Annotated in this window: 27 protein-coding genes and 1 pseudogene; 26 read left to right on the top strand and 2 right to left on the bottom strand. The window is 38.7% G+C overall.

Annotation, left to right across the window (positions count from 1 at the left end; all coding sequences use genetic code 11):
- The 3 genes from AB5170_RS15340 to AB5170_RS15330 form a co-directional block, all read left to right on the top strand.
- Nucleotides 1–540: sensor histidine kinase (locus AB5170_RS15340; RefSeq protein ID WP_368365095.1), on the top strand; the 540-nt coding region annotated here is incomplete at its 5' end.
- A 177-nt stretch (nt 541–717) separates the two neighbouring features.
- On the top strand, nt 718–1,392 hold the full coding sequence (locus AB5170_RS15335; protein ID WP_006426335.1) for an ABC transporter ATP-binding protein: 675 nt from the start codon (nt 718–720) through the stop codon (nt 1,390–1,392).
- Entirely contained in the window at nt 1,389–3,833 is a 2,445-nt protein-coding gene (locus AB5170_RS15330) for an ABC transporter permease (RefSeq protein WP_368361731.1), read from the top strand. The genes AB5170_RS15335 and AB5170_RS15330 overlap by 4 nt, the downstream gene beginning before the upstream one ends.
- Nucleotides 3,834–4,635: 802 nt before the next feature.
- On the opposite strand, the gene AB5170_RS15325 is transcribed toward AB5170_RS15330, so the two are convergent.
- A complete protein-coding gene (locus AB5170_RS15325; RefSeq protein ID WP_195477985.1) occupies nt 4,636–7,209 on the bottom strand; it encodes a PEP/pyruvate-binding domain-containing protein in 2,574 nt (857 codons plus the stop codon).
- A gap of 215 nt (nt 7,210–7,424) precedes the next feature.
- Here AB5170_RS15325 and AB5170_RS15320 point away from each other — a divergent pair, with 215 nt between their 5' ends.
- The 6 genes from AB5170_RS15320 to AB5170_RS15295 all read left to right on the top strand — a co-directional run bounded on the left by AB5170_RS15320 (nt 7,425) and on the right by AB5170_RS15295 (nt 10,310).
- A complete protein-coding gene (locus AB5170_RS15320; protein WP_368361732.1) occupies nt 7,425–7,802 on the top strand; it encodes a hypothetical protein in 378 nt (125 codons plus the stop codon).
- 63 nt (nt 7,803–7,865) lie between these two features.
- Nucleotides 7,866–8,414, top strand: coding sequence for a hypothetical protein (locus AB5170_RS15315; protein ID WP_368361743.1), 549 nt, complete (start codon nt 7,866–7,868; stop codon nt 8,412–8,414).
- Nucleotides 8,415–8,669: 255 nt separating this feature from the next.
- A complete protein-coding gene (locus tag AB5170_RS15310) occupies nt 8,670–9,140 on the top strand; it encodes an LURP-one-related/scramblase family protein (protein WP_148463123.1) in 471 nt (156 codons plus the stop codon).
- A 40-nt stretch (nt 9,141–9,180) separates the two neighbouring features.
- Nucleotides 9,181–9,399 carry an aspartate dehydrogenase gene (locus AB5170_RS15305; RefSeq protein WP_148463122.1) on the top strand — a complete coding sequence of 73 codons (219 nt, stop codon included), beginning with the start codon at nt 9,181–9,183 and terminating at the stop codon, nt 9,397–9,399.
- A gap of 257 nt (nt 9,400–9,656) precedes the next feature.
- The gene (locus AB5170_RS15300) at nt 9,657–9,872 is read left to right on the top strand and encodes a hypothetical protein (protein ID WP_256144259.1); all 216 of its coding nucleotides are present in this window, start codon (nt 9,657–9,659) and stop codon (nt 9,870–9,872) included.
- Between the two features lie 21 nt (nt 9,873–9,893).
- Nucleotides 9,894–10,310: a hypothetical protein gene (locus AB5170_RS15295; RefSeq protein ID WP_148463121.1), complete on the top strand. Its 417-nt coding sequence runs from the start codon at nt 9,894–9,896 to the stop codon at nt 10,308–10,310.
- A gap of 52 nt (nt 10,311–10,362) precedes the next feature.
- Here AB5170_RS15295 and AB5170_RS15290 read toward each other — a convergent pair whose 3' ends face one another.
- Complete coding sequence (locus AB5170_RS15290) at nt 10,363–10,878, bottom strand: helix-turn-helix transcriptional regulator (protein WP_195477981.1); 516 nt, start codon at nt 10,876–10,878, stop codon at nt 10,363–10,365.
- Between the two features lie 308 nt (nt 10,879–11,186).
- Between AB5170_RS15290 and AB5170_RS15285 the strand changes: the two genes are divergently transcribed.
- The 17 genes and pseudogenes from AB5170_RS15285 to AB5170_RS15205 all read left to right on the top strand — a co-directional run bounded on the left by AB5170_RS15285 (nt 11,187) and on the right by AB5170_RS15205 (nt 22,860).
- Nucleotides 11,187–12,119, top strand: coding sequence for an AEC family transporter (locus AB5170_RS15285; protein WP_368361733.1), 933 nt, complete (start codon nt 11,187–11,189; stop codon nt 12,117–12,119).
- A gap of 555 nt (nt 12,120–12,674) precedes the next feature.
- Nucleotides 12,675–12,797 (top strand): hypothetical protein, encoded by a 123-nt coding sequence (locus tag AB5170_RS15280; protein ID WP_368361734.1) that lies wholly within the window; start codon nt 12,675–12,677, stop codon nt 12,795–12,797.
- 31 nt (nt 12,798–12,828) lie between these two features.
- Nucleotides 12,829–13,044: a hypothetical protein gene (locus AB5170_RS15275; RefSeq protein ID WP_368361735.1), complete on the top strand. Its 216-nt coding sequence runs from the start codon at nt 12,829–12,831 to the stop codon at nt 13,042–13,044.
- Nucleotides 13,045–13,064: 20 nt separating this feature from the next.
- Nucleotides 13,065–13,475 (top strand): peptide deformylase, encoded by a 411-nt coding sequence (locus tag AB5170_RS15270; RefSeq protein ID WP_368361736.1) that lies wholly within the window; start codon nt 13,065–13,067, stop codon nt 13,473–13,475.
- 56 nt (nt 13,476–13,531) lie between these two features.
- Nucleotides 13,532–13,900 (top strand): VOC family protein, encoded by a 369-nt coding sequence (locus tag AB5170_RS15265; protein WP_173770201.1) that lies wholly within the window; start codon nt 13,532–13,534, stop codon nt 13,898–13,900.
- A 10-nt stretch (nt 13,901–13,910) separates the two neighbouring features.
- On the top strand, nt 13,911–14,366 hold the full coding sequence (locus AB5170_RS15260) for a YaiI/YqxD family protein (RefSeq protein ID WP_368361737.1): 456 nt from the start codon (nt 13,911–13,913) through the stop codon (nt 14,364–14,366).
- A gap of 6 nt (nt 14,367–14,372) precedes the next feature.
- The gene (locus AB5170_RS15255; RefSeq protein ID WP_195477976.1) at nt 14,373–14,651 is read left to right on the top strand and encodes a DUF1653 domain-containing protein; all 279 of its coding nucleotides are present in this window, start codon (nt 14,373–14,375) and stop codon (nt 14,649–14,651) included.
- A gap of 105 nt (nt 14,652–14,756) precedes the next feature.
- On the top strand, nt 14,757–15,086 hold the full coding sequence (locus AB5170_RS15250; RefSeq protein ID WP_173719335.1) for a HipA domain-containing protein: 330 nt from the start codon (nt 14,757–14,759) through the stop codon (nt 15,084–15,086).
- A 279-nt stretch (nt 15,087–15,365) separates the two neighbouring features.
- Nucleotides 15,366–16,478 carry an ROK family transcriptional regulator gene (locus AB5170_RS15245; RefSeq protein ID WP_173770198.1) on the top strand — a complete coding sequence of 371 codons (1,113 nt, stop codon included), beginning with the start codon at nt 15,366–15,368 and terminating at the stop codon, nt 16,476–16,478.
- Between the two features lie 323 nt (nt 16,479–16,801).
- Entirely contained in the window at nt 16,802–17,830 is a 1,029-nt protein-coding gene (locus AB5170_RS15240; RefSeq protein WP_008706353.1) for a zinc-binding dehydrogenase, read from the top strand.
- Between the two features lie 113 nt (nt 17,831–17,943).
- Nucleotides 17,944–19,320, top strand: a complete 1,377-nt coding sequence (locus tag AB5170_RS15235) for an MFS transporter (protein ID WP_173719333.1) — start codon at nt 17,944–17,946, stop codon at nt 19,318–19,320.
- Nucleotides 19,307–19,492: pseudogene (locus AB5170_RS15230) on the top strand (arsenate reductase ArsC); the annotation flags it as partial. The gene AB5170_RS15235 and the pseudogene AB5170_RS15230, both read left to right, overlap by 14 nt.
- A 135-nt stretch (nt 19,493–19,627) precedes the next feature.
- Nucleotides 19,628–19,843, top strand: coding sequence for a hypothetical protein (locus tag AB5170_RS15225; RefSeq protein WP_173719332.1), 216 nt, complete (start codon nt 19,628–19,630; stop codon nt 19,841–19,843).
- Nucleotides 19,844–20,216: 373 nt separating this feature from the next.
- On the top strand, nt 20,217–20,438 hold the full coding sequence (locus AB5170_RS15220) for a hypothetical protein (protein WP_173719331.1): 222 nt from the start codon (nt 20,217–20,219) through the stop codon (nt 20,436–20,438).
- A gap of 30 nt (nt 20,439–20,468) precedes the next feature.
- Nucleotides 20,469–20,684 carry a hypothetical protein gene (locus tag AB5170_RS15215; RefSeq protein ID WP_368361738.1) on the top strand — a complete coding sequence of 72 codons (216 nt, stop codon included), beginning with the start codon at nt 20,469–20,471 and terminating at the stop codon, nt 20,682–20,684.
- 220 nt (nt 20,685–20,904) lie between these two features.
- Nucleotides 20,905–22,431 (top strand): DNA methylase, encoded by a 1,527-nt coding sequence (locus AB5170_RS15210; RefSeq protein WP_173770203.1) that lies wholly within the window; start codon nt 20,905–20,907, stop codon nt 22,429–22,431.
- 15 nt (nt 22,432–22,446) lie between these two features.
- Nucleotides 22,447–22,860 (top strand): hypothetical protein, encoded by a 414-nt coding sequence (locus AB5170_RS15205; protein WP_368361739.1) that lies wholly within the window; start codon nt 22,447–22,449, stop codon nt 22,858–22,860.
- Nucleotides 22,861–22,928: the final 68 nt, after the last annotated feature.

The following is a 22,928-nucleotide window of genomic DNA, read 5'->3' as shown; positions in this document are numbered from 1 at the left end:
GGACTGGAGACATTATTGCAGTCGCTTCTTGAAATATCCAAGATGGAAACTGGACTGATTCAGATTAATAAGAAAAAACTTCCGCTTATGGATACTGTCATATCTGCTGTGAACTGTACTTATCCAAAAGCGGATGAGAAAGAAATTGAATTCGTTTTTGACTATGAAAAAGAGCTGGAAACATGCACGATTATGCAGGATAAAAGGTGGCTTGGTGAAGCTGTGATCAACGTTCTGGATAATGCGGTCAAGTACAGTCCGTGTGGTTCAAAAATATTTATTCGGTTACAAAAAAGAAACTATCTTGTAAGAATGGAAATTGAGGATCAGGGAATTGGTATTCCGCAGAATGAGTATCACAAAATTTTTCAACGATTTTACAGAGGAAGTTCCAAGGAGGTCATGGAAAAGAGTGGTACAGGAATCGGACTTTTTCTATCGAGAGAAATTATCGAAAAACACGGAGGTACAATCATGGTAACCTCCGGCAAAAAGAAAAAAGGAAGCACGTTTGTGATTCAATTACCATATGTTGGTTAAATTTTAAGTGGGCAGAAATCTTACAATTCTGTAAGACTTCTGCTCGTTTTTTGAAAGTGAAATGAAAGATTGTCCTGATACAATTTGGATGTAGGTTGAAAAATGACCAAATATATAAACAGGCAAAGAAAGCGTGCTGAAAAGGTACGCTTTACAGAATTGAAAGGGAGGCAACACATGAGTGTGATATTAGAAACCAAGCAGCTTTGTAAGTTTTATGGCGCAGGTGAGAATCAGGTCAAAGCGGTCAATCAGGTGGACATTCAGATTGAGCAGGGAGAATTTGTTGCAATTGTTGGAAAGTCAGGTTCCGGTAAAAGTACATTACTTCATATGCTTGGAGGCCTTGATACCCCGACAAAAGGCAGTGTTACTTTAGCAGGGAAAGATTTATACAGGATGAAGGAAGATGCCCTTGCTGTTTTCCGCAGAAGAAAAATCGGATTTGTTTTTCAGGCATTTAATCTGGTTTCATCTGTTAATGTCTGGGAAAATATTGTACTGCCACTGGGGCTGGATGGAAGAAAAGTGGATGAAGCGTATGTAAATGATATTATTGCAACTCTGGGGATTGAAAACCGGATTTATAATCTGCCAAATCAGTTATCCGGAGGACAGCAGCAGAGAGTAGCAATTGCAAGAGCACTGGTGAATCGTCCGGAAATTATATTTGCAGATGAGCCGACAGGAAATCTTGATTCTAAGACCAGTGATGAAGTAATCGCTCTGCTTAAGATGACAGCAAAAAAATATGGACAGACAATTGTAATGATTACCCATGATGACGAAATTGCACAGGTCGCTGACCGTATTCTGGTGATTGAGGACGGACAGGTGGTGGATTTCAGATGAAGACAATAAGCAGGATTGCATATAGCAATGACAAAAGGAACAGGACAAGAAGTATACTGATCATGATGGCAATCTGTCTGACCACGATGCTGCTTGTTATCATCAGTACTGTGGGAAATGGGGGAATTCATTTACAGAAAAGTCAGGCGGCAGGATCATATGGAAGCAATTATGGTCTGTTTGTTTCCGCAGACGGATCGCAGTTAAAAGAAGTAAACCGCCGTGCGGAAATAGATGCTACAGGCACTATGTGCACCGAAGGTATCATAAAAGGCAATGAAAAAGGCGGGTTTGTCTGCATGGATGAGACTGCAAGAAAAATGCTTCCCTATAATAAGGAATATGAGTTAAAGGAAGGAAAGTATCCGGGGGGAACGCAGGAAATTGCCGCAGGAAGAGCATTTTTTCGTGCAATGGGGTATGGTGATGTAAAGATCGGAGATACGGTTACACTGGATTACCGCGCAGGGATGCAGTCAGAATATAAGCCGGAAGAATTTGTTGTCAGCGGAATCCTATATGATCGGGATGAGTATACCATCGAGGCATCTTATGTTGCTTTCGGGTCACAGGAGTTTTATGATGAGCACGTCGCAGAGAATGACAGACAGTATAATATTTATTTTACTTTAAATGATTCTGCAAATGTATCTATGAATAATATTGATTCGGTTATAAAGCAGATTGCAGCAGCTTGTGGGATCGAAGAAAAAAACGTTATAGTCAATGATCTCTATTTGCAATGGGTCTTGCAGCCGAGTTATGAAACGATTGCGGTATGCGGGGTTTTGATTCTTGCAATTGTACTTTTCTCTGTTGTGGTCATTTATAATATTTTTCAGGTCGGTATTGCCAACAAGATACAGGAGTATGGAAAAATCAAGGCTCTGGGAGCGACAAAAAAGCAGATGAAACAACTGATCTTCAGAGAGGGCATTTTTTTGACATTTTTTTCAATACCAGTTGGATTGCTTTTTGGCTTTCTGATTGCAAAATGCGGTTTTAACTGGCTGGTAGAACAGGGGAACCTTGTATCAACCGGAACTGGCTCTATGGGAGTTCAAAATCAGCAGGTGCCTTTGTTTTCCCTGCCTGTTATGCTTCTCTGTATTTTCGTATCATTTCTTACCGTTGCTTTGGCACTGCGTAAACCAATGAAAATTGTTTCACGGATTTCACCTATCGAAGCAACACGGTATTTAGAAAATGCAGAAACACAAAAAAAAGGAAAACGAAATGGCAGAAAAAATGTCACCGTGTTTTCTATGGCAATGGCAAATGTAACGGGTAATCCCAAAAGAACTATTGGTACTATCATCACAATGGGTTTTTCTTGCGTATTGTTTGTGATTATCTCTAATTATGTGGGAAATATTGACACGGAGCATGAAGCACGTCTTTCCGTTAATCATGGACAATTTGAACTGCAGCTTGACTATTCTGCTGAGTATGATGAAAGATATCCGGAGAATAATCTGGATACGATTCTGACGGATGATCCATTGAATGATTCGCTGATTGAAGAAATCAAAAGCATTCCGGGAGTAACAGATGTCATGACGAGAGAGATTGTCTCTGTAAATCTGAACGGAACAAGATTTCCGGCTACTATTGTGAGTAAAAAGGATTTTGATTTTATGCGCCAAGAAGGGGATATTGGCTCTATGGACTATGATCAGGCGGTAAAGAATGGTGATATTTTCTTTGGCTGGTCAACGTGGATGGAACAAGATGGATATGCTCCGGGTGAATCCATTGCATTTGACTTTGAGAATGGAAGTGGAACCTATACCTATCAGGGAAAGATTGCAGGATCTTTTGTAAGTGCGGACACTTATCTTGTCATTCCGGAAGGTGTATATCGTTCCATGAATCCGAGAGGAACAGCCTATGGCTATCTGTGGGTGGACTGTGATAAAAAAGATGTGGCATCTGTGGAACAGAGTCTGAATACTTTGATTTCTAATACTTCACATATAAAAATGGATACCTATCATGCGCAGTTACAATCTGCCGAATTTGCAAGCAGCATGATGAAGCTTGGCTGTTATCTGTTTATGGCTATTGTAGGACTCATCGGGTTTATGAATATGGCGAATACCATGATCATGAATATTACGACAAAAAAGCAGGAATATGGTATATTACAGGCTGTGGGTATGACAAATAAACAATTAAATTTATGCCTGCAGTTACAGGGACTGATGTTTACGGTTGGTACCATATGCGTAGCTTTGATCATTGGTCTGCCGCTCGGCTATGCACTTTTTTCCTATGCAAAACATAATGGAATATTTGGAATGAATATCTATCATGTTCCAATCGTACCAATTTTTATTATGATTTTTTTGGTCGGTCTGTTGCAGATTGTACTTTCCTGCGTTTTAAGCAGTAATCTGAAAAAGGAAACGCTGGTAGAAAGAATAAGGTATGATGGATAGCAAGTAATATGTAATGAACTAGGTCTTAACGAAGAGGAGAAATAGATAACTTCAAGTTTGCAGAACTAATAGAGAAGTAACATATAAAACAATAAATATGGTCAAAAAATCATCGACATCCGACCTACAGCACGTTATAATATAGTTAATCTAATAAGAAAACCAAGTGATCATTGTTACGAAGCTGAATCGTAATGGTGGCCAACTGAGTGAACTCGATGGAACGGAATGGTTATATCCTCCGGGTGCTCCGAGCACCGGACGAGCACCGAAAGGTGCTTTACAGAGATGAAAACAGGTTTTCTTATTTTGACGAGGAGTAACAGAATAGTTAGGAAAATCAAGGATTTCCTTGACTTAACTTTACTAAGAATTATATATGTTTTCAGTGGTATCTCAAGCTCCTAAGCGAGGGGTCGGAGGTTCAAATCCTCTTGGCGACGGGCTTCAAAGCGTTCGAAAATGTTAGCTGGATTAGCTGACATTTTCGAACGCTTTTCTTGTTTTCTAATCACGTTCGTGACATGAAATTCCATTCAAAATGATCAATTTCCAGCTAACGCAATTCGCTCTTATGTAAATATAAAATGATTGAAATTTTTCATTATTAAATACATATATTTATAATTAAGAGAGTTGCGGTCAATTTGTTATCGACAGTTGGCCGCAAGCACGGTATAATAGATGTAGATCTAATAAGAAAACCCAATAATCAGATGTCAGGTAATGGTAGTCATCATTTATAAAATGTAAAGGGGCTGTCGCACTAATTTTCCTTTAGTGCGACAGCCCCATTTTTATTTTACTGCTGATAAAGTACCAGTCTTTCGTTCTGCAGATCATTACACAGTTCGCATGATACTTTGCTCATATCATACACATGAACAACCTGCTTCAACTCAGGATCCTCCGTAAACAGGCTTACAATATCAGGATATTCTGCCAGTTTTTCCGGTGCAAACCGTAACGTTTTTTCATTGGCAAATACTGCGGTGTACAATATCTCTGCTTCTACCAGATCCTGAAAAATATGGCTTCCATACGAAAGTTCCGGATTATATCCCGCCTTTTTCTCTTCTATCTCACAGATTGCTTCAAATTCACTGATATCTGCAAATGTTGTCGGAACACCAAGTTCCGGAGAAGATGTACCTATACGTCCCGGAACCATAAGAAGCATATGCTTATTTTTTCCTTTGTATTTCCAGTTTATTGTTCCGATCAGTTTCGCCACGTTTGGCTTTTTGGCATACGGCATATTATAGTATGCAATCGAATCAACCAGAACAATGTGATCGATTTTCACATTTCTGGACAGTCCCATCGAAGAATGCACATTCTCCAGAATTATTTTTTCTTCTGCAATATCCTCCGGAATCTGTGCTTTTCCGATATCCTTAAACACCTTCAGTGGCCGGCACTGCAACAGGTTTATGGAATATTCTCCTGTTTCTGAAAGGTTCACCGTAAATTCGATATCAACCGGATATTCATATTCTTTCTGGAGCAGCTGCATAATATCCTGTATCTGCTTCATCAGAATCTGATTCTTTACTATACCACTGCACGCAATAAAACGAACGGATCTGTTTATTCCCCTCTCCCTGAATGATCTTTCTGCGTCAAAATCATGATCCAGAAGAATATTAGCAAGGTATTCCGGAAGGAATCCTTCGATCTGATCCAGATACATTTGTCTCACGCAGTGTCCTGAGGTATCCACTGCTTCTACTTTTCGCTGCGAAAACTGATGTTTCTCTGCAATGGTTGTACAGCTTGTTGCCTGTGGCATATCCAGACTGACAAGCCGGGGATAAGAACCTTCCGTGCGGTCCACTGCTGCTGTTCCAAGACCCATAACCAGCCTCAGCATTCCTGCTTTTGGATCGATCTGCTCTAAAAACTTATAAGGGCTGTAAGAGTACCCAACTCCCGCTGCACATGGCATATAATAAGATCCATAGTAAGAGCCAGAAACGCGCTGTACAAGAAGTGCCATCTGTTCATCCCGTTTGTCAAGTCCTCTCCGCTTTCTGTAATCCAGTGCCGACAGACTCATGGAACTGGCATATACAGTCCTTATTGCGTTTTCAAACTCCAGAAGGCGCTCTTCCAGAGTTCCCCTGTTGGCGCAGAAAACTGACTCATATTTTCCTGCAAATGCATTGCCGAAACCATCCTCGAGAATACTGCTGGAGCGTACTATAAAAGGATCCTGTCCATAGTATTCCAGAATATGCAGAAACTGATTTTGCATTTCTTCCGAAAAGACACCATTTTTTAGTTTCTGTGCAAATTCTTCTGCCAGCGAAAAGTATTCCTCTTCCTCTCTCTGACGAACACGGATATCCCAGAATCCATTATCTACAATGTAAGTATAATAAACATCAGATCCGATAAAAAAGGAATCATGAGGTTCAAGCACCTCATCAATGTCCGGTGCCAGATTTCGGACAATTGCTCTGGAAAGCAGCATTCCACATGCTTTTCCACCAATCATACCTGTTCCGATCATATGATTTCGAACATTAAAATAATCCTGTGGCGTAAAGTGCTTTTTCACCATGAAACGCATCTTTTCATCTCTGGTCATCATAATATTACACATGGTATTACAGGCATCATCTGTATTCATATGATTGTCATATAACATTTTTGCTGTGTTGAAAAACCGATTCCAGGAATCTGTAAACTGCTCTTCACCTGTTCTCTGAAATTTGTCAAGAACCTGATAAAAACGGCTGGACTGTACTCCATCCAGGATCGGACGGAATGCACCTGTTTCTCTGTTATAAATATGTGGTCGAAACATGGTTTCCGAATCTCTGTTCCACACTTTTGCAGGACGGACGTATGTATTTCTCCTGTCAGAATAGACATCCAGAAGTAACTGTGTAGTATTTAATATTTTCTTTACTGCATGAAAAGAATGTTTTCCCCTGATAATCGGAAAAAATGCAACTGTATCCAGTGTAAAAAGGAACGGACACGTAACACGAAAGAAGTTTCCCATCATAAGGTCTGTTGCCCAGGCTGTCTGAAGTTCTGAAAGACAGTCAAATACATAAAATACATCAAAACCTTCTTTTTCAATGATTTTATGTATTTTCACAGTAAAATCCTCAAACCTGTGTGATAAGGGAATTTCTATACGTTCTACCTGTGGACATTCTTTTACCAGCGGCTCATGACTGGCAAATCGAAAATATACAATTCTTCTATTGTCCTTGATTGCCTGCTCTATATAAGGTTCGCAGAAATACCTGAATTCCTGGAGATTTGAAACTCTCCAGACCACATTATCCCCCAGCCGGATATTATCCAGTGCCTGATCCATATCCGGAATTCCCGAACAGATTCTCTCAAAAGCTGCCATATTTTCCCTCCATAATCCAAGAATAAAGTAAAAAAAGCACACAGACATTCCTGTCTATGTGCCACGCTGCACCCTTTTTATGAAATAATTATAAAAAGAATATATTATAAAGTCAACCATCTTTATTGGTGTTACCTGTCATCTCGCAAAAGCAGACGATACGGAACAGATTTTATATGTAGACATAGACATGCAGGAATCCTTAAAAATAAGAAATGCAAAACCGTATACACAGCTTAGAAGACCGGATTTTTATTTATAAGAGCCTTGGAATCAGCCCTAATAGACATATATACTGCGGAAGCATATTTTGTAAAAGCGTCAAGTTAGCTGAACCGCTGGATGCAAAAACGCGTGTCTGGCAATTTGATGTAAATGCTGAAGAGTGGGGTGATACAGTGAAAGCAATAATGGGAATTATAAGACTATATCTGCAAAATTTGATACAACCAGATTCCAGTTTGATGGAGAAAACAAAAATCATTCATGCACTTTGTTATATAGTTTTTGAATGTTTGCTGCAAGAATGGCAAGGTGCCGACCAGTTCATCATTGTCATGGATACTTGGTTCGAAAGACTGATGGCGGAATAATAGATGTTGTGATAGAATGAAGAAAACGATTTGAAGTGCAATCGGAATTTGGAGGTAAAAAGCATGATGAAGCTCGATAATTTTATTAATATGATGACGGGACACTTTAATAACAAAGAGCAGTTTGATAATATGCAGAGAGAAGGGAAAACATATCCTTATGCAGAACACATTAATACAATCTGTAATGAGAAAATTTCGAACCTTCCTAAAGATTTTAATGGTAAATTTGTTGTTGAAGAAAGCTACTATGAGATAAATGGTAAACGCCATGCTTCCCCGCATCTTTTCCTTATTACAGAGAAAGAAGATGGAATTGTGTTGTATTCTTATGAAATACCAGAAGGAGAAGATAAAAGTACGTTTTCATATGATTCTATGAAAAATGCTGACTACACTGAATTGAAAAAATCTGAAAAATTCACTCCGGCGCTCTATCATAAAAAAGATGGAATCTGGGAAGGAGGCAGTACAAGCCAGTTTTCACCGGTAATGACATTTAAGCTTTGGGAAAAGTTTTCTGATAGTTGTCTGGAGGTATCTGAAAGCATGGAAGTTAATGGAAAGAAAACTTTTGGATATGATGAACCAATTATCTATAAACGAGTATAATCCAAGTGGTTCAATATGATATAAACTGAACATTGCAATGAAAAGATCATTTACCGTAAACAAACAGTAGATGGTCTTTTTTGTAACTTTTTTGGAACAAGTAGCGATTTATAGCTGGAAATATATGTTTTATCATAATCTGTGAAATAAGGCGGGTTAATTCTTCAATTTACATATTTTTTAAGGTGTTCCGGCATGGTATTATGGTACTTATAAAGAACCAATTATATCTATTGGAGAGAGCGGTGAAAAGTTATGAAGCTATTGTTTAAACAAAGGTTGTTTTCATGGTTTGACAGCTATGATATCTATGACGAAGCAGGCAACACTGTTTATGTAGTAAAAGGTCAGTTGTCCTGGGGACATAAACTTGTAATTTATGATGCCTATGGAAATGAAGTAGGAATGGTTGTTCAGAAAGTACTTACTTTTCTTCCTAAATTCGAGATTTATAAAAACGGCAGTTATATCGGATGCCTGAGCAAAGAATTCTCATTCCTGACGCCACATTATAATATTGATTACAATGGATGGCATATTGATGGAACCATTATGGAATGGGACTATAGCATTCTTGATCGAAGCGGTTATTCAATCGCCCGGGTCAGTAAAGAACTGTTTCATATGACTGATACATATGTTATTGATGTTCAGAATCCAGGAAATGCGTTGGATGCGCTGATGTTTGTACTTGCGATTGATGCAGAAAAATGTTCTAGGAATTAAATAGTTGATCTTGTTACAGTAATTATTCGGAGGATGAAGCATGGGGATATTCAAAAAGAAAATCGTGAAAAAAACATATGACCGAGAACATATGAAACCTGTTATTCGTGCAAGCATTTGTACCGGAGAAGAAGTAGCAGGGTTTAAAGACATACGGACCGGAAAAATCGAAGAAATCATGCTGATCAGATCGCCGGAGGACTTAGAAAAATTTAAAGAGATATATGAGATAGCAGAGGAAATTACAAAAGAATATTAGACATTGGATAAGGGGGATGTGTATTGTGAAAAATAAATTTGTTATAGTGACAATATCAACAAAAAAGCAGAATATAAATGGGGTGATTAGATGGAAGCAGCGCAGAGAATTCGATTAGTACGGATAATAGAAAAGATGGAGAAAAATCCGGCATTCAGTAATAAGCTTGGTATGAAGAACACATCTGAATATTTAGCAGAAAAAGAACAGAAAAAATGAAAGACACATATCAGAATGAGTTTCGGAAGGAGTAAAAAATGTTATCGTTATTATTTACAATTTGTATGATTTGGTTTGTAGGAAAATTTTTTGTTTTTGGGTTAAGAGCATCCTGGGGAATTATGAAACTACTTTGTACAGTTATTTTCTTCCCGGTGATATTGATAGGTATGGTTGTAGGCGGACTGATGTACATTGCTTTTCCATTGTTGATTGTCGGTGGCGTTATAGCATTGGTGACGTCACATTCATAATGGATCAGGAGGAGAAAACGAATGGGATATGATATTGAAAAAGAAAAAAGAGAAGCAATTGAAGCTGGGCGTAGAGCGTTGAATAGTCTTCAAGCAGCAAAAGAAAATTTAAACAGTGCAAAGAATTGGGGACTGGTAGATATGTTTGGCGGTGGTTTTTTCACAACGATGCTAAAACATTCCAAAATGGATCAGGCCAAACGGAATATGGAACAGGCAAAGTATGATCTTCGTAATTTCAGTAGAGAATTAAATGATGTAAATATGGCATGTAACTTGAATATCGATACTGGAGATTTTCTTTCTTTTGCGGATTATTTCTTTGATGGTTTTGTTGTGGACTGGGTGGTCCAGGATCGAATCAATAATGCAAAAAGACAGGTAGAAGAAGCAATTCGAAGAACAGAAAGTATAGTCAATCAATTACAGCGTATGTAAAGTAAAAGGCAATGAGTCAGAAATGGTTCATTGCCTTTCGTGGCGTTATGGATTATTTTAATTTTTCTTTCTCGGCATTTAAGAGTTCAAGATTAAGCCCCTGTTCTCCGGCGGTCTTATCTACCCAAAGATTCAAAGAGTCTATGGCTAAAGAAATTTCATCAAGTTTTTTACTGATATAAGCAAAATCTTTCATTTCATCATCGCTGATCTTACCGTCACGGGCAATCTGGATCAGACGACCGGTAAGAGGATTGATTTCATTTAGACTGGCAATTGTCTCCAAAATGATATTTGACAGATCGGTTACTTCTACTTCTGGAACATAACGATAGCCGATTTCGCATTTGTGAGAGCAATAATAATTGCAAAGATCTGGTCTTTTATAGGCATCTGCCATCTGGAGGATATCATAAGGCGTAGGTTCTTGTGTTTCATATTCAAATTTTTCAATTTTTGAATCAGAGACAGCAACCATTTTTTCACTGGCCTCTGCTCTTGTAAGTCCTGCCGCTTCTCGGCAAAGCTGGTAAATTGTTTTGTTTTCCCTGGTGGATTGTTTGCCCATAAGAATTTCCTCCTCGTATATCGCTAAACATGAGGATTATCAATCTTTAAGTCCTCATGCAAGACGCGTATTTCTCGTATAGAGTTTATTATACTTGAATTATCAATTAACAACAAGCTCAATAATGAACATGAAGTCAAAAAGAGTGATAGAGGAAAGAGAGGTTACAGAAAGGGCATTATGAACAAACAGGAAATCAATGAATCTATTGAAAAAGAAAATCCAGAGATAAAGAAATTTAATTAAACATAATGTAGACGGTGTGCTATAATTGCTGACAGTAGACGTCAGAAAAGAAGGGACAAAATATGCAGATCAGTTTATTACTAATGGAAGAGATCGCAAAGCTTTTTGCGATCATGCTTATGGGATATGCGGTTGTAAAAGCTGGACTTATGAAGTCATCGGAGAGTAAAAGCATATCTGTAGTCATGGTTTATCTGGTTATTCCATGCGTGATTATCGACGCATTTCAGGTGGACTATACAGCAGATGTAAAAAAAGGACTGCTCCTGGCATGTGCAGCAGCAGTTCTGGTACATGTTTTATTTCTGATACTTACCACAATATTAAAACAAGTATTGCAGCTGGATACCATTGAGCGTGCAACTGTTATTTATTCAAATGCTGGGATACTGGTGATTCCGCTGGTACAGGAGTTGCTTGGACAGGAGTACGTTATTTACTCCAGTGCTTATATTGCGGTACAGCTGATTCTGATCTGGACACACTGCAAAAATATGCTTTGCGAAGAAGATAGATTAGAGTGGAAAAAAGTATTTCTGAACGTAAATATTATTTCAATCATAGTAGGAGTGATATTGTTTGTCTGCAAAATCCAGTTGCCTTCGGGTGTACAGGATGTCTTGGATATGATGAACAATATGATTGGTCCGATCGGTATGCTGCTTGCCGGAATGGTTATTGCGGATGTACCTCTTAAGACTGTATTTACTAAAAAAAGAAACTATGTTTCGACAGTATTGCGATTGGTTATTTATCCAATATTTATATTGATTTTAATGAAAGTGATTAATACATTTGCGGGAGTGAATGATTCCAAACAGATTCTTCTGACTGTGTATATTGCGTCCATAACATCTGCCTGCGCAACTGTGACATCCATGGCGCAACTATATGATAAAGACGCGGCATATGCGAGCTCGTTGTATGTGCTTACGACACTGCTGTCAATTGTGACCATGCCAGTGATGGTGGGAATGTATGAGATGTTTGTGTGAGAGAATAGAAAGATTGAAGAAATGACAGAAGAGACACTGACTGCGGTTGGTGTCTTTTTTTGTTGGTTGTCGGGATTTTTGTACAGTCATTTGCTATAAAATGATAACATCAAAAAAATCCAAGGAGGACTGGCAGATGAAAGGTTATAACACAAGCAACGGATATATGGGATATGTAGAAGGCAAATACATTTTATTTGCCAGTGAACAGGAATATTTCGAGTTTATGGAAGATTAAGAGGAGGAAGGGCAATGAGTAAAATTTATTTTACTATACTCGGCTATTTGCTTTGGCTGATGGGAAGAAACATAAAGAAACAAGGAAAGCAACAAAATACGGAAAGTTATTTATGACAATTTATTACATGTAAGGTATAATAATGAACAAAAGGTTCATTTTAATAGATATTTGAGAAAATCAAAATAAGGAAGAATTAGATCAGTAGATGCGAATGTAATCAATGAATTGAAAAGCGGCTTAAGTGCTATTTCCAGAATCTTTGGAATAGTGAGTATGCTTTATCTTAGTTGGATTTATGCAGAGGAAGAAAGAATATGGGAATTAGATTAACTGGACTTAGTACTCCTGTTATAGGTGCAGAGTGGGAATATGTAGACAAAGATATTATTGAGTATCGTACGATGGAATATTATCGGAGAAGGTATGTAGAAAACTGATTCTTAATATTATCTCAAGAGGAATTAAAATATGATGTACACAGTAAAACGAATCGATGAAGACCTGGATTTTGGTTGTGAAGAACGGCCGGATGATGCACCAGTCATGGCAATAGTGACTCTTGTGGATTCTTCAGGAAAAGAAGTGACAGTAAAAGCGGAGGACGCCAGGCTCTATGAGCGTAATATCAATGAAGGAGACAAAGTTTGTTTCGATGTAAATAATAAATTGGAAAAAGTAGAATGAAAGCTACAGGGAGAAAGTAAATGGTAAAGCAAATTGTAAGAGACGTTTTCTTTTTAGGCCAACCATCTGAACCAGCCACGAAAGCTGATATCCAGGTTGGAAAGGATCTGCAGGACACACTGCAGGCGAACCGGGAACGGTGTGTTGGTATGGCTGCCAATATGATTGGTGTAAAGAAGAATATCATCATTGTGAATATGGGATTCATAGATGTTGTGATGTTCAATCCGATGATTGTTTCAAAGTGTGATATGTATGAGACAGAAGAAGGCTGTCTGTCCCTGGACGGTGTTCGTAAGACGACCAGATACCAGGAAATTGAAGTAGAGTATTATGACTTCAACTGGAAGAAAAAGCGCCAGAAATTGTCAGGATGGACAGCACAGATTTGCCAGCATGAAATTGATCATTTGTCTGGAAAGATTATTTAACCGCATGCGGATTGCGAATATTCGCTTGACTCAAAGCGGATTGTGAGGTGACGGATATGCTGAAAAACGTACTGATTGTGGTAGATGATATAGAAAAATCCATAGAGTTCTATAAGGACTTATTTGGACTGCAAGTGATTCTTAAGAATGAAGGTAATGTGATCTTATCGGAGGGACTTGTTTTGCAGGATGCCGACGTATGGGGGAAAACATTGAATGAAACTTCTACGCCATTTAATAACAGGATGGAACTGTATTTCGAGGATTTTGATATAGATGGATTGCTTGCAAAATATGAATCTGGTAAGTATTTCGTCCGATATGCTACTGAACTGACAGAACTTGTAGGTGGACAGAAGCTTGTAAGGCTGTATGATCCGAGTGATAATCTCATCGAGGTTCGTACGCCATTTATGTCTAATTAAAGGAGAAGATATGCAGATTTTTGTTGATGCAGATGCCTGTCCGGTAGTTGGTATTGTTGAAAAAGTTGCAAAAGAGCACAGTGTTCCGGTAACGTTATTGTGTGATACCAATCATGTGTTATCATCTGATTACAGTGAAGTGATCGTAGTTGGAGCCGGAGCAGATGCCGTGGATTATAAACTGATCAGCATTTGCCATGAAGGCGATATTGTTGTATCACAGGATTATGGAGTGGCGGCAATGGCACTTGGAAAAAATGCGTATGCGATTCATCAATCTGGGAAATGGTATACCAATGAGAATATTGACCAGATGCTTATGGAGCGGCATCTGAATAAGATGGCACGAAGGGCATCCGGAAAGAATCATTTAAAAGGATCAAGAAAACGAACATCGGAGGATAATGAGCATTTTAGAGAATCCTTCGAGAAAATGATACATATGGCGATGGATAAGGAGAATTAGTTCGAAATGGAAGAATGTAGATTTCATATTGGTGATGTAGTCCAGCATTTTAAACGGGAAAATGTAAATCTGGAAACAGCGGAGTACTTGTACCGGATTCTGGCTTTTGCGCAACATACAGAAAATGATGAGAAGCTGGTAATTTATCAGGCATTGTATCCGCCTTATAAAACATGCGCCAGACCATACGACATGTTTTGCAGTGAAGTGGATCGGGAGAAGTATCCGAATGCGAAGCAGAAATATCGATTTGAGGTAGTGCCGGTAGATTTTTGGCCAAGATAATATGGATAAGGATCTTCTGCTTGTTGCCAAGGACGACGAGATGGGCAGGCAGCTACAGGATCTCAATCTAATCACAAGAAAACGCGCACCAAGGAGGTCTAAATAATGGTGGTTACCAATACGGATGATCACCTGAGAAATCGTGCGTTTATTCTGACAGACAAGGGATGGATTCTTTCACCTTTGTATGACGTAAATCCTGTTCCTTATGGCGATGAGCTGTCTCTTAATGTGGATGAGGAAGATAACAGAATCAGTATTGATCTGGCAGTGCAGACCGCTGTGAGATTCGGTATTTCCAAATCGGATGCGGAAGACTATGCGGAAGATATCTTGAAAATCATCAGAGATAACTGGGAAAAAACAGCTGTCGGATATGGCTTGACTCGCAGACAGATCGAAGAAATGAGACCTGCTTTCAGCGCTTGTTACTAATAAAATAAATAGTGGACGGCTCTTCCATGATGGAGTAGTGGTTATGAAAGATATGGTTTGCAAAGTCTCAAATAATGATACTCCAAGAAGCGTAATTGATGGTTGCATGCGAAAGCAACTATTAACGAACATTGATAGCTTAACAATTGCTCTGAACTCTGCGATAGGGACTTTATATTTGCAGCAACATACTCTGCAGAGACAATGGCTATTTACAAATATGACAATAACAGGTATCATTCTTTTATAAATACATTCATAAAAGAAGGTAGAAACAGAATGAGCGGACTGGAAAAGAAATTTGCTACGAAATCAAAAATCGTAAATTATATTATAAATAGAGAATCCACATCAAAAGTGGAAATATCCAAAGAACTGAATCTGAGTATGCCAACAGTTCTGTCTAATGTAAAAGATTTATTGGAAAAAGGTATCATAATAGAAACTGGAGAATATGAATCCACAGGAGGAAGAAAGGCTAAAAGTATTGGAATCAATCCATCCTATCGTTATGCAATGGGAATTGTGATCACTGCAAATCATCTGGGAATGGTGCTGGTAAATCTGAAGTATGAGATTGTGAAATCAGAGCGGATTCGTCTGAAATTTGTATCTGATATGTCATATTGCAGTCAGGTGGCAGATTATGCGGCGAAATTTCTGGATCATATGGATGATGCAGAACAGAAAGAAAAGCTTCTGGGTGTTGGAATCTCTATTCCGGGAATCATTAATCAGGAGCAGAAACTGGTGATAAAATCCCACGCACTGAAACTTGAAAACTATAGTCTTAGTTTCCTGGAACAGGCATTTTCTGTCTCGGTTTATTTTGCAAATGATGCCAATGCGGCAATGATGGCAGAAGATATGAACACCTATCAGAATGCAATTTACCTTTCGTTGAATCAGACTCTTGGTGGTGCATTTTGCATAGGGGGAAATTTGTTTTCCGGAGAAAATCAGAAGGCCGGAGAATTTGGACATATGATACTTGTACCTCAAGGCCGCAAGTGTTATTGTGGAAAATTAGGTTGTGCAGATGCTTATTGCGCTGCAGGTGCACTTGTTGGTGAGTCAAAGGATTCTGTGGAACAGTTTATGCAGCTGCTCAAAAGTAATGATGAAAAGGCAGAGAAAAAATGGGAAGAGTATCTTGATTATCTTGCAATTCTGATTTCAAATCTGCGCATGGCATATGATATGGATATCATTCTTGGAGGTGAAATGGGTGGATATCTCTCAGATTATATGATACCGCTTGGGGAAAAAGTAATGAAGTATAATGGATTTGATCATGATCTGAGATATCTGAAAAACTGTTCTTATAAGAAAGAAGCCTCAGCTGTAGGTGCAGCAAAGCATTTCCTGCAGGATTTTATCGGAAAGATATAGATTTGCCTATAATCTGCCGATATATCATAGTAAAAAAATATCTGAATACAAAAAATACCCTGATTACAACAATGAAACGTTGTGATCAGGGTGTTTTTGTTGAGGGAATTCCGAAGACAATCAGAAGGATTGCTATAGTAAAATCTGCATAAAAACAAAATCTTTACTTTGTGCAACTGGTAGAAATGAGAAATATTTTTAAATGTTTATTGACAAAGTTAGAGATTTGAATAATAATGTAATTACTTTAATAAAACATTTAATAAAATATAACAAATAACTAGAGGTTCAAAGTACATTCAACAAACAAGGAGGAAAATATTATGTTACAGCAGGTTATGACAAATCCAGGAGAAATTATTTTCAGAGAGGTTCCCGTACCAGAGATTAAAGACAACCAGGTTTTGGTTAAGATTATGAATATTGGTATCTGTGGTTCTGATATCCATGTATATCACGGAAAACATCCTTTTACAAAATATCCGGTAACCCAGGGACATGAAGTATCAGGAGAAGTGGTAAAAACAGGTGATGCAGTAACAGAATTTCATGTGGGACAGAAAGTAACAATTGAGCCACAGGTATATTGTGGACATTGTTATCCATGCCGTCACGGAAAATACAATCTCTGCGAAGAACTGAAAGTAATGGGATTCCAGACAACAGGAACTGCATCCGAGTATTTTGCAGTTGATGCATCAAAAGTAACACCGATACCGGAAGATATGTCTTATGAAGAGGGCGCAATGATCGAGCCTCTGGCAGTGGCTGTTCATGGTGTTAAACAGATGGGCGATGTAACAGGAATGAATATTGTGGTGATAGGAGCCGGTCCGATTGGAAATCTGGTAGCGCAGTCTGCAAAAGGGATGGGAGCAGCTAAAGTTATGATCACAGATGTCAGTGATCTTCGTCTGGAAAAAGCAAAAGAGTGTGGAATTGACGTGTGTGTCAACACAAGAAATAAAAATTTCGGGGAAGCAATGGTAGAAGCCTTTGGACCGGATAAGGCAGATGTTATCTATGATTGTGCAGGAAATAACATTACAATGGGACAGGCGATCAAATATGCAAGAAAAGGAAGCGTGATTGTGCTGGTTGCAGTTTTTGCAGGAATGGCTGAGATCGATCTGGCAGTTGCAAATGATCATGAGCTTGATATCAAGAGCACAATGATGTACAGACATGATGATTATGTAGACGGAATCAGACTGGTGAATGAAGGAAAAGTGCATTTAAGACCGCTGATCTCTAAGACATTTGCATTTAAAGATTATCTGAAAGCATACCAGTACATTGACGATAACCGTGAAACTACAATGAAAGTGATTATCAATGTGCAGGAAAAATAAAATACCCTGCTGATCATAAGCCTTATGTAAGACAAAGATATAATAAAAAAGACTGCTGTAAAGAAGACATGAGTAAACGGAAAGACGGAGGATGGCAGCAGGCAGGAGGAATTATGGAGAGTAAAAACGAAAATGTAAAAGTTCCGTTGATCAGTAAAATCGCATATGGATTTGGCGATGTAGGATGTAATTTCAGCTGGATGTTCGTCAGTAATTTTCTCATGATTTTTTACACAGACGTATTCGGAATCAGTATGGCAGCAGTCTCTGCCCTGATGCTGTTTTCGAGATTTTGGGATGCGATCAATGATCCGATCGTGGGTGGACTGACAGATAAAACCAAAACAAAATGGGGACGTTATCGTCCATGGCTTCTCATTGCAGCTCCGATCACGGCCGTGCTTCTGATTATGACATTCTGGGCACATCCGGACTGGTCGGACAGATCAAAGGTTATCTATATGGTAATTACATACTGTCTGTTGGTACTTGGATATACTTGTGTAAATATCCCGTATGGCACCCTTTGTGGAGCAATGACACAGGATATCGATGAACGTGCAAAGATTAATACATCACGTTCAGTATCTGCAATGGTTGCAATTGGAATTATCAATATCATTACAGTTCCACTGATTGGAAAACTTGGCAGTCAAAGTGCTAAAACCGGATACCTACTGGTAGCAATCATATACGGATGTATTTTTGCAGCCTGTCATTTCTTCTGTTTCGCAAAAACAAAAGAGCAGGTGATTATGCCGGAAAAAGACAAAATATCCATAAAAGTGCAGTTAAGAGCAGTGATGCAGAACCGCCCATATATTCTGGCATTAATCGGACAGGTGTTATTCGGATTTACACTTTATGGAAGAAATGCAGATGTTTTATACTATTTCACTTATGTAGAGGGAAATGCATCCTACTATACTACATATTCCATGTGCATTATCATTCCATCCATTATCGGTGCTGCATGTTTCCAGCCTGTATTCCGAAAATTGAATAATAAAGGAAGAACTGCATCTATTTTTGCCCTTTTTACCGGAATTTCCATGCTCTGTATGTTCTTCTTCAATGTAAAAGAAACATCGGCAGCGTTCTATACACTTGCAGGAATTACACAATTCTTTTTTTCTGGATTTAACACTGCAATCTATGCGATCATTCCCGATTGCGTAGAATACGGAGAGTGGAAAACGGGCTTAAGGAATGATGGTTTTCAATATGCATTTGTGTCACTGGGAAATAAAATTGGCATGGCAATAGGAACAGCGCTTCTTGCAGCACTTCTTGGAAAATATGGATATGTGGCAAATCAGGTACAGAATCCGGCTGTTCTCAGTATTATGAGACATTCCTTTACTACAATTCCGGGAGTTTTATGGATAGTGACAGCAATTGTACTGTTTTTCTATCGTCTGAACAAAAAACGTTACAATGAAATCGTAGAAGACCTGAAAAAACAGGATAAAATAAATCCCAGATATTGATATTGCAATATCAATGGGATGCAATGTGGGATGTCCTTTTATTGGAAGGGCGTTTGATGATAACTGGGGACTTGATGATCCAACGGGAAAATCAGATGATGATTTCAAGGCTGTGATACAGCGGATTGAGGAGAATATCATTGAGCTAAAGAAAAGGTTGAGTGAAAGTTAAAGTGGAGTTTTGCGTGAGCAAACATTAGAAAATACAGATGGTTAAGGTGGTGATCAATGTGGTCATCACTTTTTCTATTTCTGAAAAGACAGGAATATTTCGAGTTTATGGAAGATTAAGAGGAGGGTTCAACTAATGAAGTCAAATATAGAAATGAAAATGGAGCTTATGGAGCGAAGACAAGCGGTACATGCAAATAAGATACAGGCACTTATGCTAATGATAACAGTGATGCAGATCCCGGAAAAAGAGAAGAACCGAAAGATATTAAAAGCTGTTCGAGTTAGTACCGCATTATTGTGGATTCTTACATGTGTAGAGGATTTAGTGTTAATGATCCGAAAAAGATGAATGCAGATGCTGTGGCATTAGAGATAATGGATCGCAGGAATTAGAAATAGTAATTAAAATCGAGGGATAAAATAGGAAAAGAACAAATATTTTTACAGGGACAGGTGATTGTACAGAATGATAAGTTTGTTTTACAGGAAAGATGTACTACAGAGGTTATATCTATGTTATACTTGAGTTGATCTTGCGTGAAAAATCTATCAAAAGGTGTATAGTAAAAGGAAAATTAGATTGTCCGTCTGTCTTTCGATAGACTGCGAAAAGTCAATAACTCAAACTTCGCACATAGATTTTAGCTATGCACCTTGAAAATTCAATACCTGGCAGTTATTCGGTTGTCAATGTTCAGACCTTAGGAAGAGAGTTTCTGCAGTTGATTGAAACAACGGATATGCAGAAAGTGTATAAGATGCCGATTCTGTACGGTTTCTATAACGAGGGAGATGTACGGCTGGCTGTTACAGATGCTGAGGTAGTGGAAAGCTGGAAAAAGTTCTTTGACCGAGGAACAAACTGGAAGGATTTTCCGAAAGTAACTTCATACGAAGAGTATCGTACGATGGAATATTATCGGAGAAGGTATGTAGAAAACTGATTCTTAATATTACTTCAGAGGAATTGAACTATGATGTACACAGTAAAACGAATCGATGAAGACCTGAATTTTGGTTGTGAAGAACGGCCGGATGATGCACCAGTCATGGCAATAGTGACTCTTGTGGATTCTTCAGGAAAAGAAGTGACAATAAAAGCGGAGGACGCCGAGCTCTATGAGCGTAATATCAATGAAGGAGACAAAGTTTGTTTCGATGTAAATAATAAATTGGAAAAAGTAGAATGAAAGCTACAGGGAGAAAGTAAATGGTAAAACAAATTGTAAAATATGAATCTGGAAAGTATGTCGTCCGATATGCCACAGAACTGACAGAACTTGCAGGTAGGCAGAAGCTTGTAGCCGAATGCAAAACAGAAATATAGATTTGAGGTAGTGCCGGTAGATTTTTGGTCAAGATAAATAAGAATTAGAAACAGAACACAGGAGAATTCGGAGGTGTAGAATGATGGAAAAGAAAAGAACCTATATTGCAATCGATCTTAAGTCATTCTATGCGTCTGTGGAATGTAAAGAACGAAATAGGGATCCTTTGACGACCAATCTTGTGGTTGCGGATAAAAGCAGAACAGAAAAAACCATCTGTCTTGCGGTATCTCCAGCATTAAAGTGTTATGGGATACCAGGAAGAGCTCGTTTATTTGAGGTTGTTCAAAAAGTAAAAGAAGCCAATAGCGCCCGCAGGTGGAAAGCGCCGAACAGAACTTTTATCGGAGTCTCTGATGACAGCACAGAATTAGATATCAATCCGGCACTGGAGATTGATTATATTGTCGCCCCTCCTCGGATGGCTCTCTATCTGGAATACAGCACCAGAATTTACAGCATTTATCTGAAATATATTGCGCCGGAAGATATTTTCCCGTATTCGATTGACGAAGTATTTATGGATGTAACGAATTATCTGCATACCTATAATATGACAGCAATAGAACTTGCAATGACCATGATACAGGATGTACTGAAAACAACAGGCATAACTGCAACTGCAGGAATCGGAACAAATATGTATTTGTCCAAGATTGCGATGGATATCGTGGCGAAGCATATTAAAGCAGATAAAGATGGCGTACGAATTGCGGAACTGGATGAAATGTCATACCGAAGGAAACTCTGGAGCCACAGACCTCTTACTGATTTCTGGAGAGTCGGAAAGGGATATGCAAAGAAGCTGGAAGAATATGGACTTTATACGATGGGCGATATTGCAAGATGTTCCATCGGAAAAGAGAATGAATTATACAACGAAGATCTGTTATATAAGCTGTTTGGCGTTAATGCAGAGCTGCTGATCGATCATGCCTGGGGATATGAGCCCTGTACCATGGAAATGGTCAAGGATTATAAGCCGGAAACGAACAGTGTTTGTTCCGGGCAGGTACTTCATTGTCCTTATGACTTTGAAAAAGCAAAATTAGTCGTCAAAGAGATGACGGACCAGATGGTTTTGGATTTGGTGGATAAGAAGCTTGTAACGGATCAGATTGTGTTGACGGTTGGCTATGATATTGAGAATCTGAACAATGCCGACAGGAAAAAGCAGTATCATGGAGAGGTTACGATCGACCGTTATGGAAGAAGAATTCCGAAACATGCACATGGAACGATCAATCTGAAACGGCAGACTTCCTCAACAAAACAGATAATGGATGCAGTAATAGAGTTATATGACAGGATTGTTGACAGAAACCTGCTTGTCAGAAGAATCAATATCACGGCGAACAGGCTTGTGGATGAGAGTTCTGTAAAGAAAGAAGAAGTGTATGAGCAGATGGATCTTTTTACAGATTATGAGGCGCAAAGGAAAAAGAAGGAAGAGGAAGAAGCCGCGCTGGATCGCGAAAAACGTATGCAGGAAGCAATGCTCAGTATTAAAAAGAAATTTGGAAAAAACGCTGTGCTGAAGGGGATGAATCTTCAGGAAGGTGCAACCGCCAGGGACAGAAACGAACAGATTGGCGGTCACAAGGCGTAAAGGAGTTGAAAGAGGATGAAAAATAATTCTTATGACGATATCATCAATTTACCCCATCCGGTCTCTAAGAATCATCCGCAAATGCCACTTCGGGATCGGGCTGCGCAGTTTGCTCCTTTTGCAGCCCTGACCGGGCATGATGCTGCGATAAAGGAAACAGCAAGATTAACCGATGAAAGATTGGAACTGAGCGAGGAAGCGATTGCTCAGCTGAATGAAAAAATCAACATAATCAGAAATAATATCGGTATAGAACAGAATGTATCGATAACCTATTTTGTTCCCGATGCAAAAAAAGCCGGCGGCTCCTATGTCACGTGCTCTGGTATTGTAAAAAAGATAGACGAATACGAGCATACCATCATTATGACGGATCAAACGGTTATTCCAATCGAGCAGATAAGTGATATTAAATGTGAAGAGTGGTAAATGTAAAAACAGATACAAAGAATATAGAATGTTTCACTAGAAAAAGTTGAGACAGAAAGTGGAGGTGA

It is taken from the genome of Ruminococcus sp. RTP21484sp1_RTP21281st1_A8_RTP21281_210402 (assembly GCF_040914025.1).
Lineage (GTDB): Bacteria > Bacillota > Clostridia > Lachnospirales > Lachnospiraceae > Blautia_A > Blautia_A faecis.
Note: the sequence above shows the minus strand (reverse complement) of the source record. Positions and strands in the feature narration are given on the sequence as shown.

Coding starts and splice junctions, on each gene's coding strand:
- AB5170_RS15310 (WP_148463123.1), top strand. CDS start 8,670: ATGAAGCTATTGTTTAAACAAAGGTTGTTTTCATGGTTTGACAGCTAT.
- AB5170_RS15205 (WP_368361739.1), top strand. CDS start 22,447: ATGAAAAATAATTCTTATGACGATATCATCAATTTACCCCATCCGGTC.
- AB5170_RS15285 (WP_368361733.1), top strand. CDS start 11,187: ATGCAGATCAGTTTATTACTAATGGAAGAGATCGCAAAGCTTTTTGCG.
- AB5170_RS15210 (WP_173770203.1), top strand. CDS start 20,905: ATGGAAAAGAAAAGAACCTATATTGCAATCGATCTTAAGTCATTCTAT.
- AB5170_RS15265 (WP_173770201.1), top strand. CDS start 13,532: ATGCTGAAAAACGTACTGATTGTGGTAGATGATATAGAAAAATCCATA.
- AB5170_RS15260 (WP_368361737.1), top strand. CDS start 13,911: ATGCAGATTTTTGTTGATGCAGATGCCTGTCCGGTAGTTGGTATTGTT.
- AB5170_RS15250 (WP_173719335.1), top strand. CDS start 14,757: ATGGTGGTTACCAATACGGATGATCACCTGAGAAATCGTGCGTTTATT.
- AB5170_RS15255 (WP_195477976.1), top strand. CDS start 14,373: ATGGAAGAATGTAGATTTCATATTGGTGATGTAGTCCAGCATTTTAAA.
- AB5170_RS15280 (WP_368361734.1), top strand. CDS start 12,675: ATGGGAATTAGATTAACTGGACTTAGTACTCCTGTTATAGGTGCAGAG.
- AB5170_RS15245 (WP_173770198.1), top strand. CDS start 15,366: ATGAGCGGACTGGAAAAGAAATTTGCTACGAAATCAAAAATCGTAAAT.
- AB5170_RS15335 (WP_006426335.1), top strand. CDS start 718: ATGAGTGTGATATTAGAAACCAAGCAGCTTTGTAAGTTTTATGGCGCA.
- AB5170_RS15240 (WP_008706353.1), top strand. CDS start 16,802: ATGTTACAGCAGGTTATGACAAATCCAGGAGAAATTATTTTCAGAGAG.
- AB5170_RS15320 (WP_368361732.1), top strand. CDS start 7,425: ATGCAAAACCGTATACACAGCTTAGAAGACCGGATTTTTATTTATAAG.
- AB5170_RS15300 (WP_256144259.1), top strand. CDS start 9,657: ATGTTATCGTTATTATTTACAATTTGTATGATTTGGTTTGTAGGAAAA.
- AB5170_RS15270 (WP_368361736.1), top strand. CDS start 13,065: ATGGTAAAGCAAATTGTAAGAGACGTTTTCTTTTTAGGCCAACCATCT.
- AB5170_RS15215 (WP_368361738.1), top strand. CDS start 20,469: ATGATGTACACAGTAAAACGAATCGATGAAGACCTGAATTTTGGTTGT.
- AB5170_RS15235 (WP_173719333.1), top strand. CDS start 17,944: ATGGAGAGTAAAAACGAAAATGTAAAAGTTCCGTTGATCAGTAAAATC.
- AB5170_RS15295 (WP_148463121.1), top strand. CDS start 9,894: ATGGGATATGATATTGAAAAAGAAAAAAGAGAAGCAATTGAAGCTGGG.
- AB5170_RS15330 (WP_368361731.1), top strand. CDS start 1,389: ATGAAGACAATAAGCAGGATTGCATATAGCAATGACAAAAGGAACAGG.
- AB5170_RS15315 (WP_368361743.1), top strand. CDS start 7,866: ATGATGAAGCTCGATAATTTTATTAATATGATGACGGGACACTTTAAT.
- AB5170_RS15325 (WP_195477985.1), bottom strand. CDS start 7,209: ATGGCAGCTTTTGAGAGAATCTGTTCGGGAATTCCGGATATGGATCAG.
- AB5170_RS15275 (WP_368361735.1), top strand. CDS start 12,829: ATGATGTACACAGTAAAACGAATCGATGAAGACCTGGATTTTGGTTGT.
- AB5170_RS15225 (WP_173719332.1), top strand. CDS start 19,628: ATGAAGTCAAATATAGAAATGAAAATGGAGCTTATGGAGCGAAGACAA.
- AB5170_RS15290 (WP_195477981.1), bottom strand. CDS start 10,878: ATGGGCAAACAATCCACCAGGGAAAACAAAACAATTTACCAGCTTTGC.
- AB5170_RS15305 (WP_148463122.1), top strand. CDS start 9,181: ATGGGGATATTCAAAAAGAAAATCGTGAAAAAAACATATGACCGAGAA.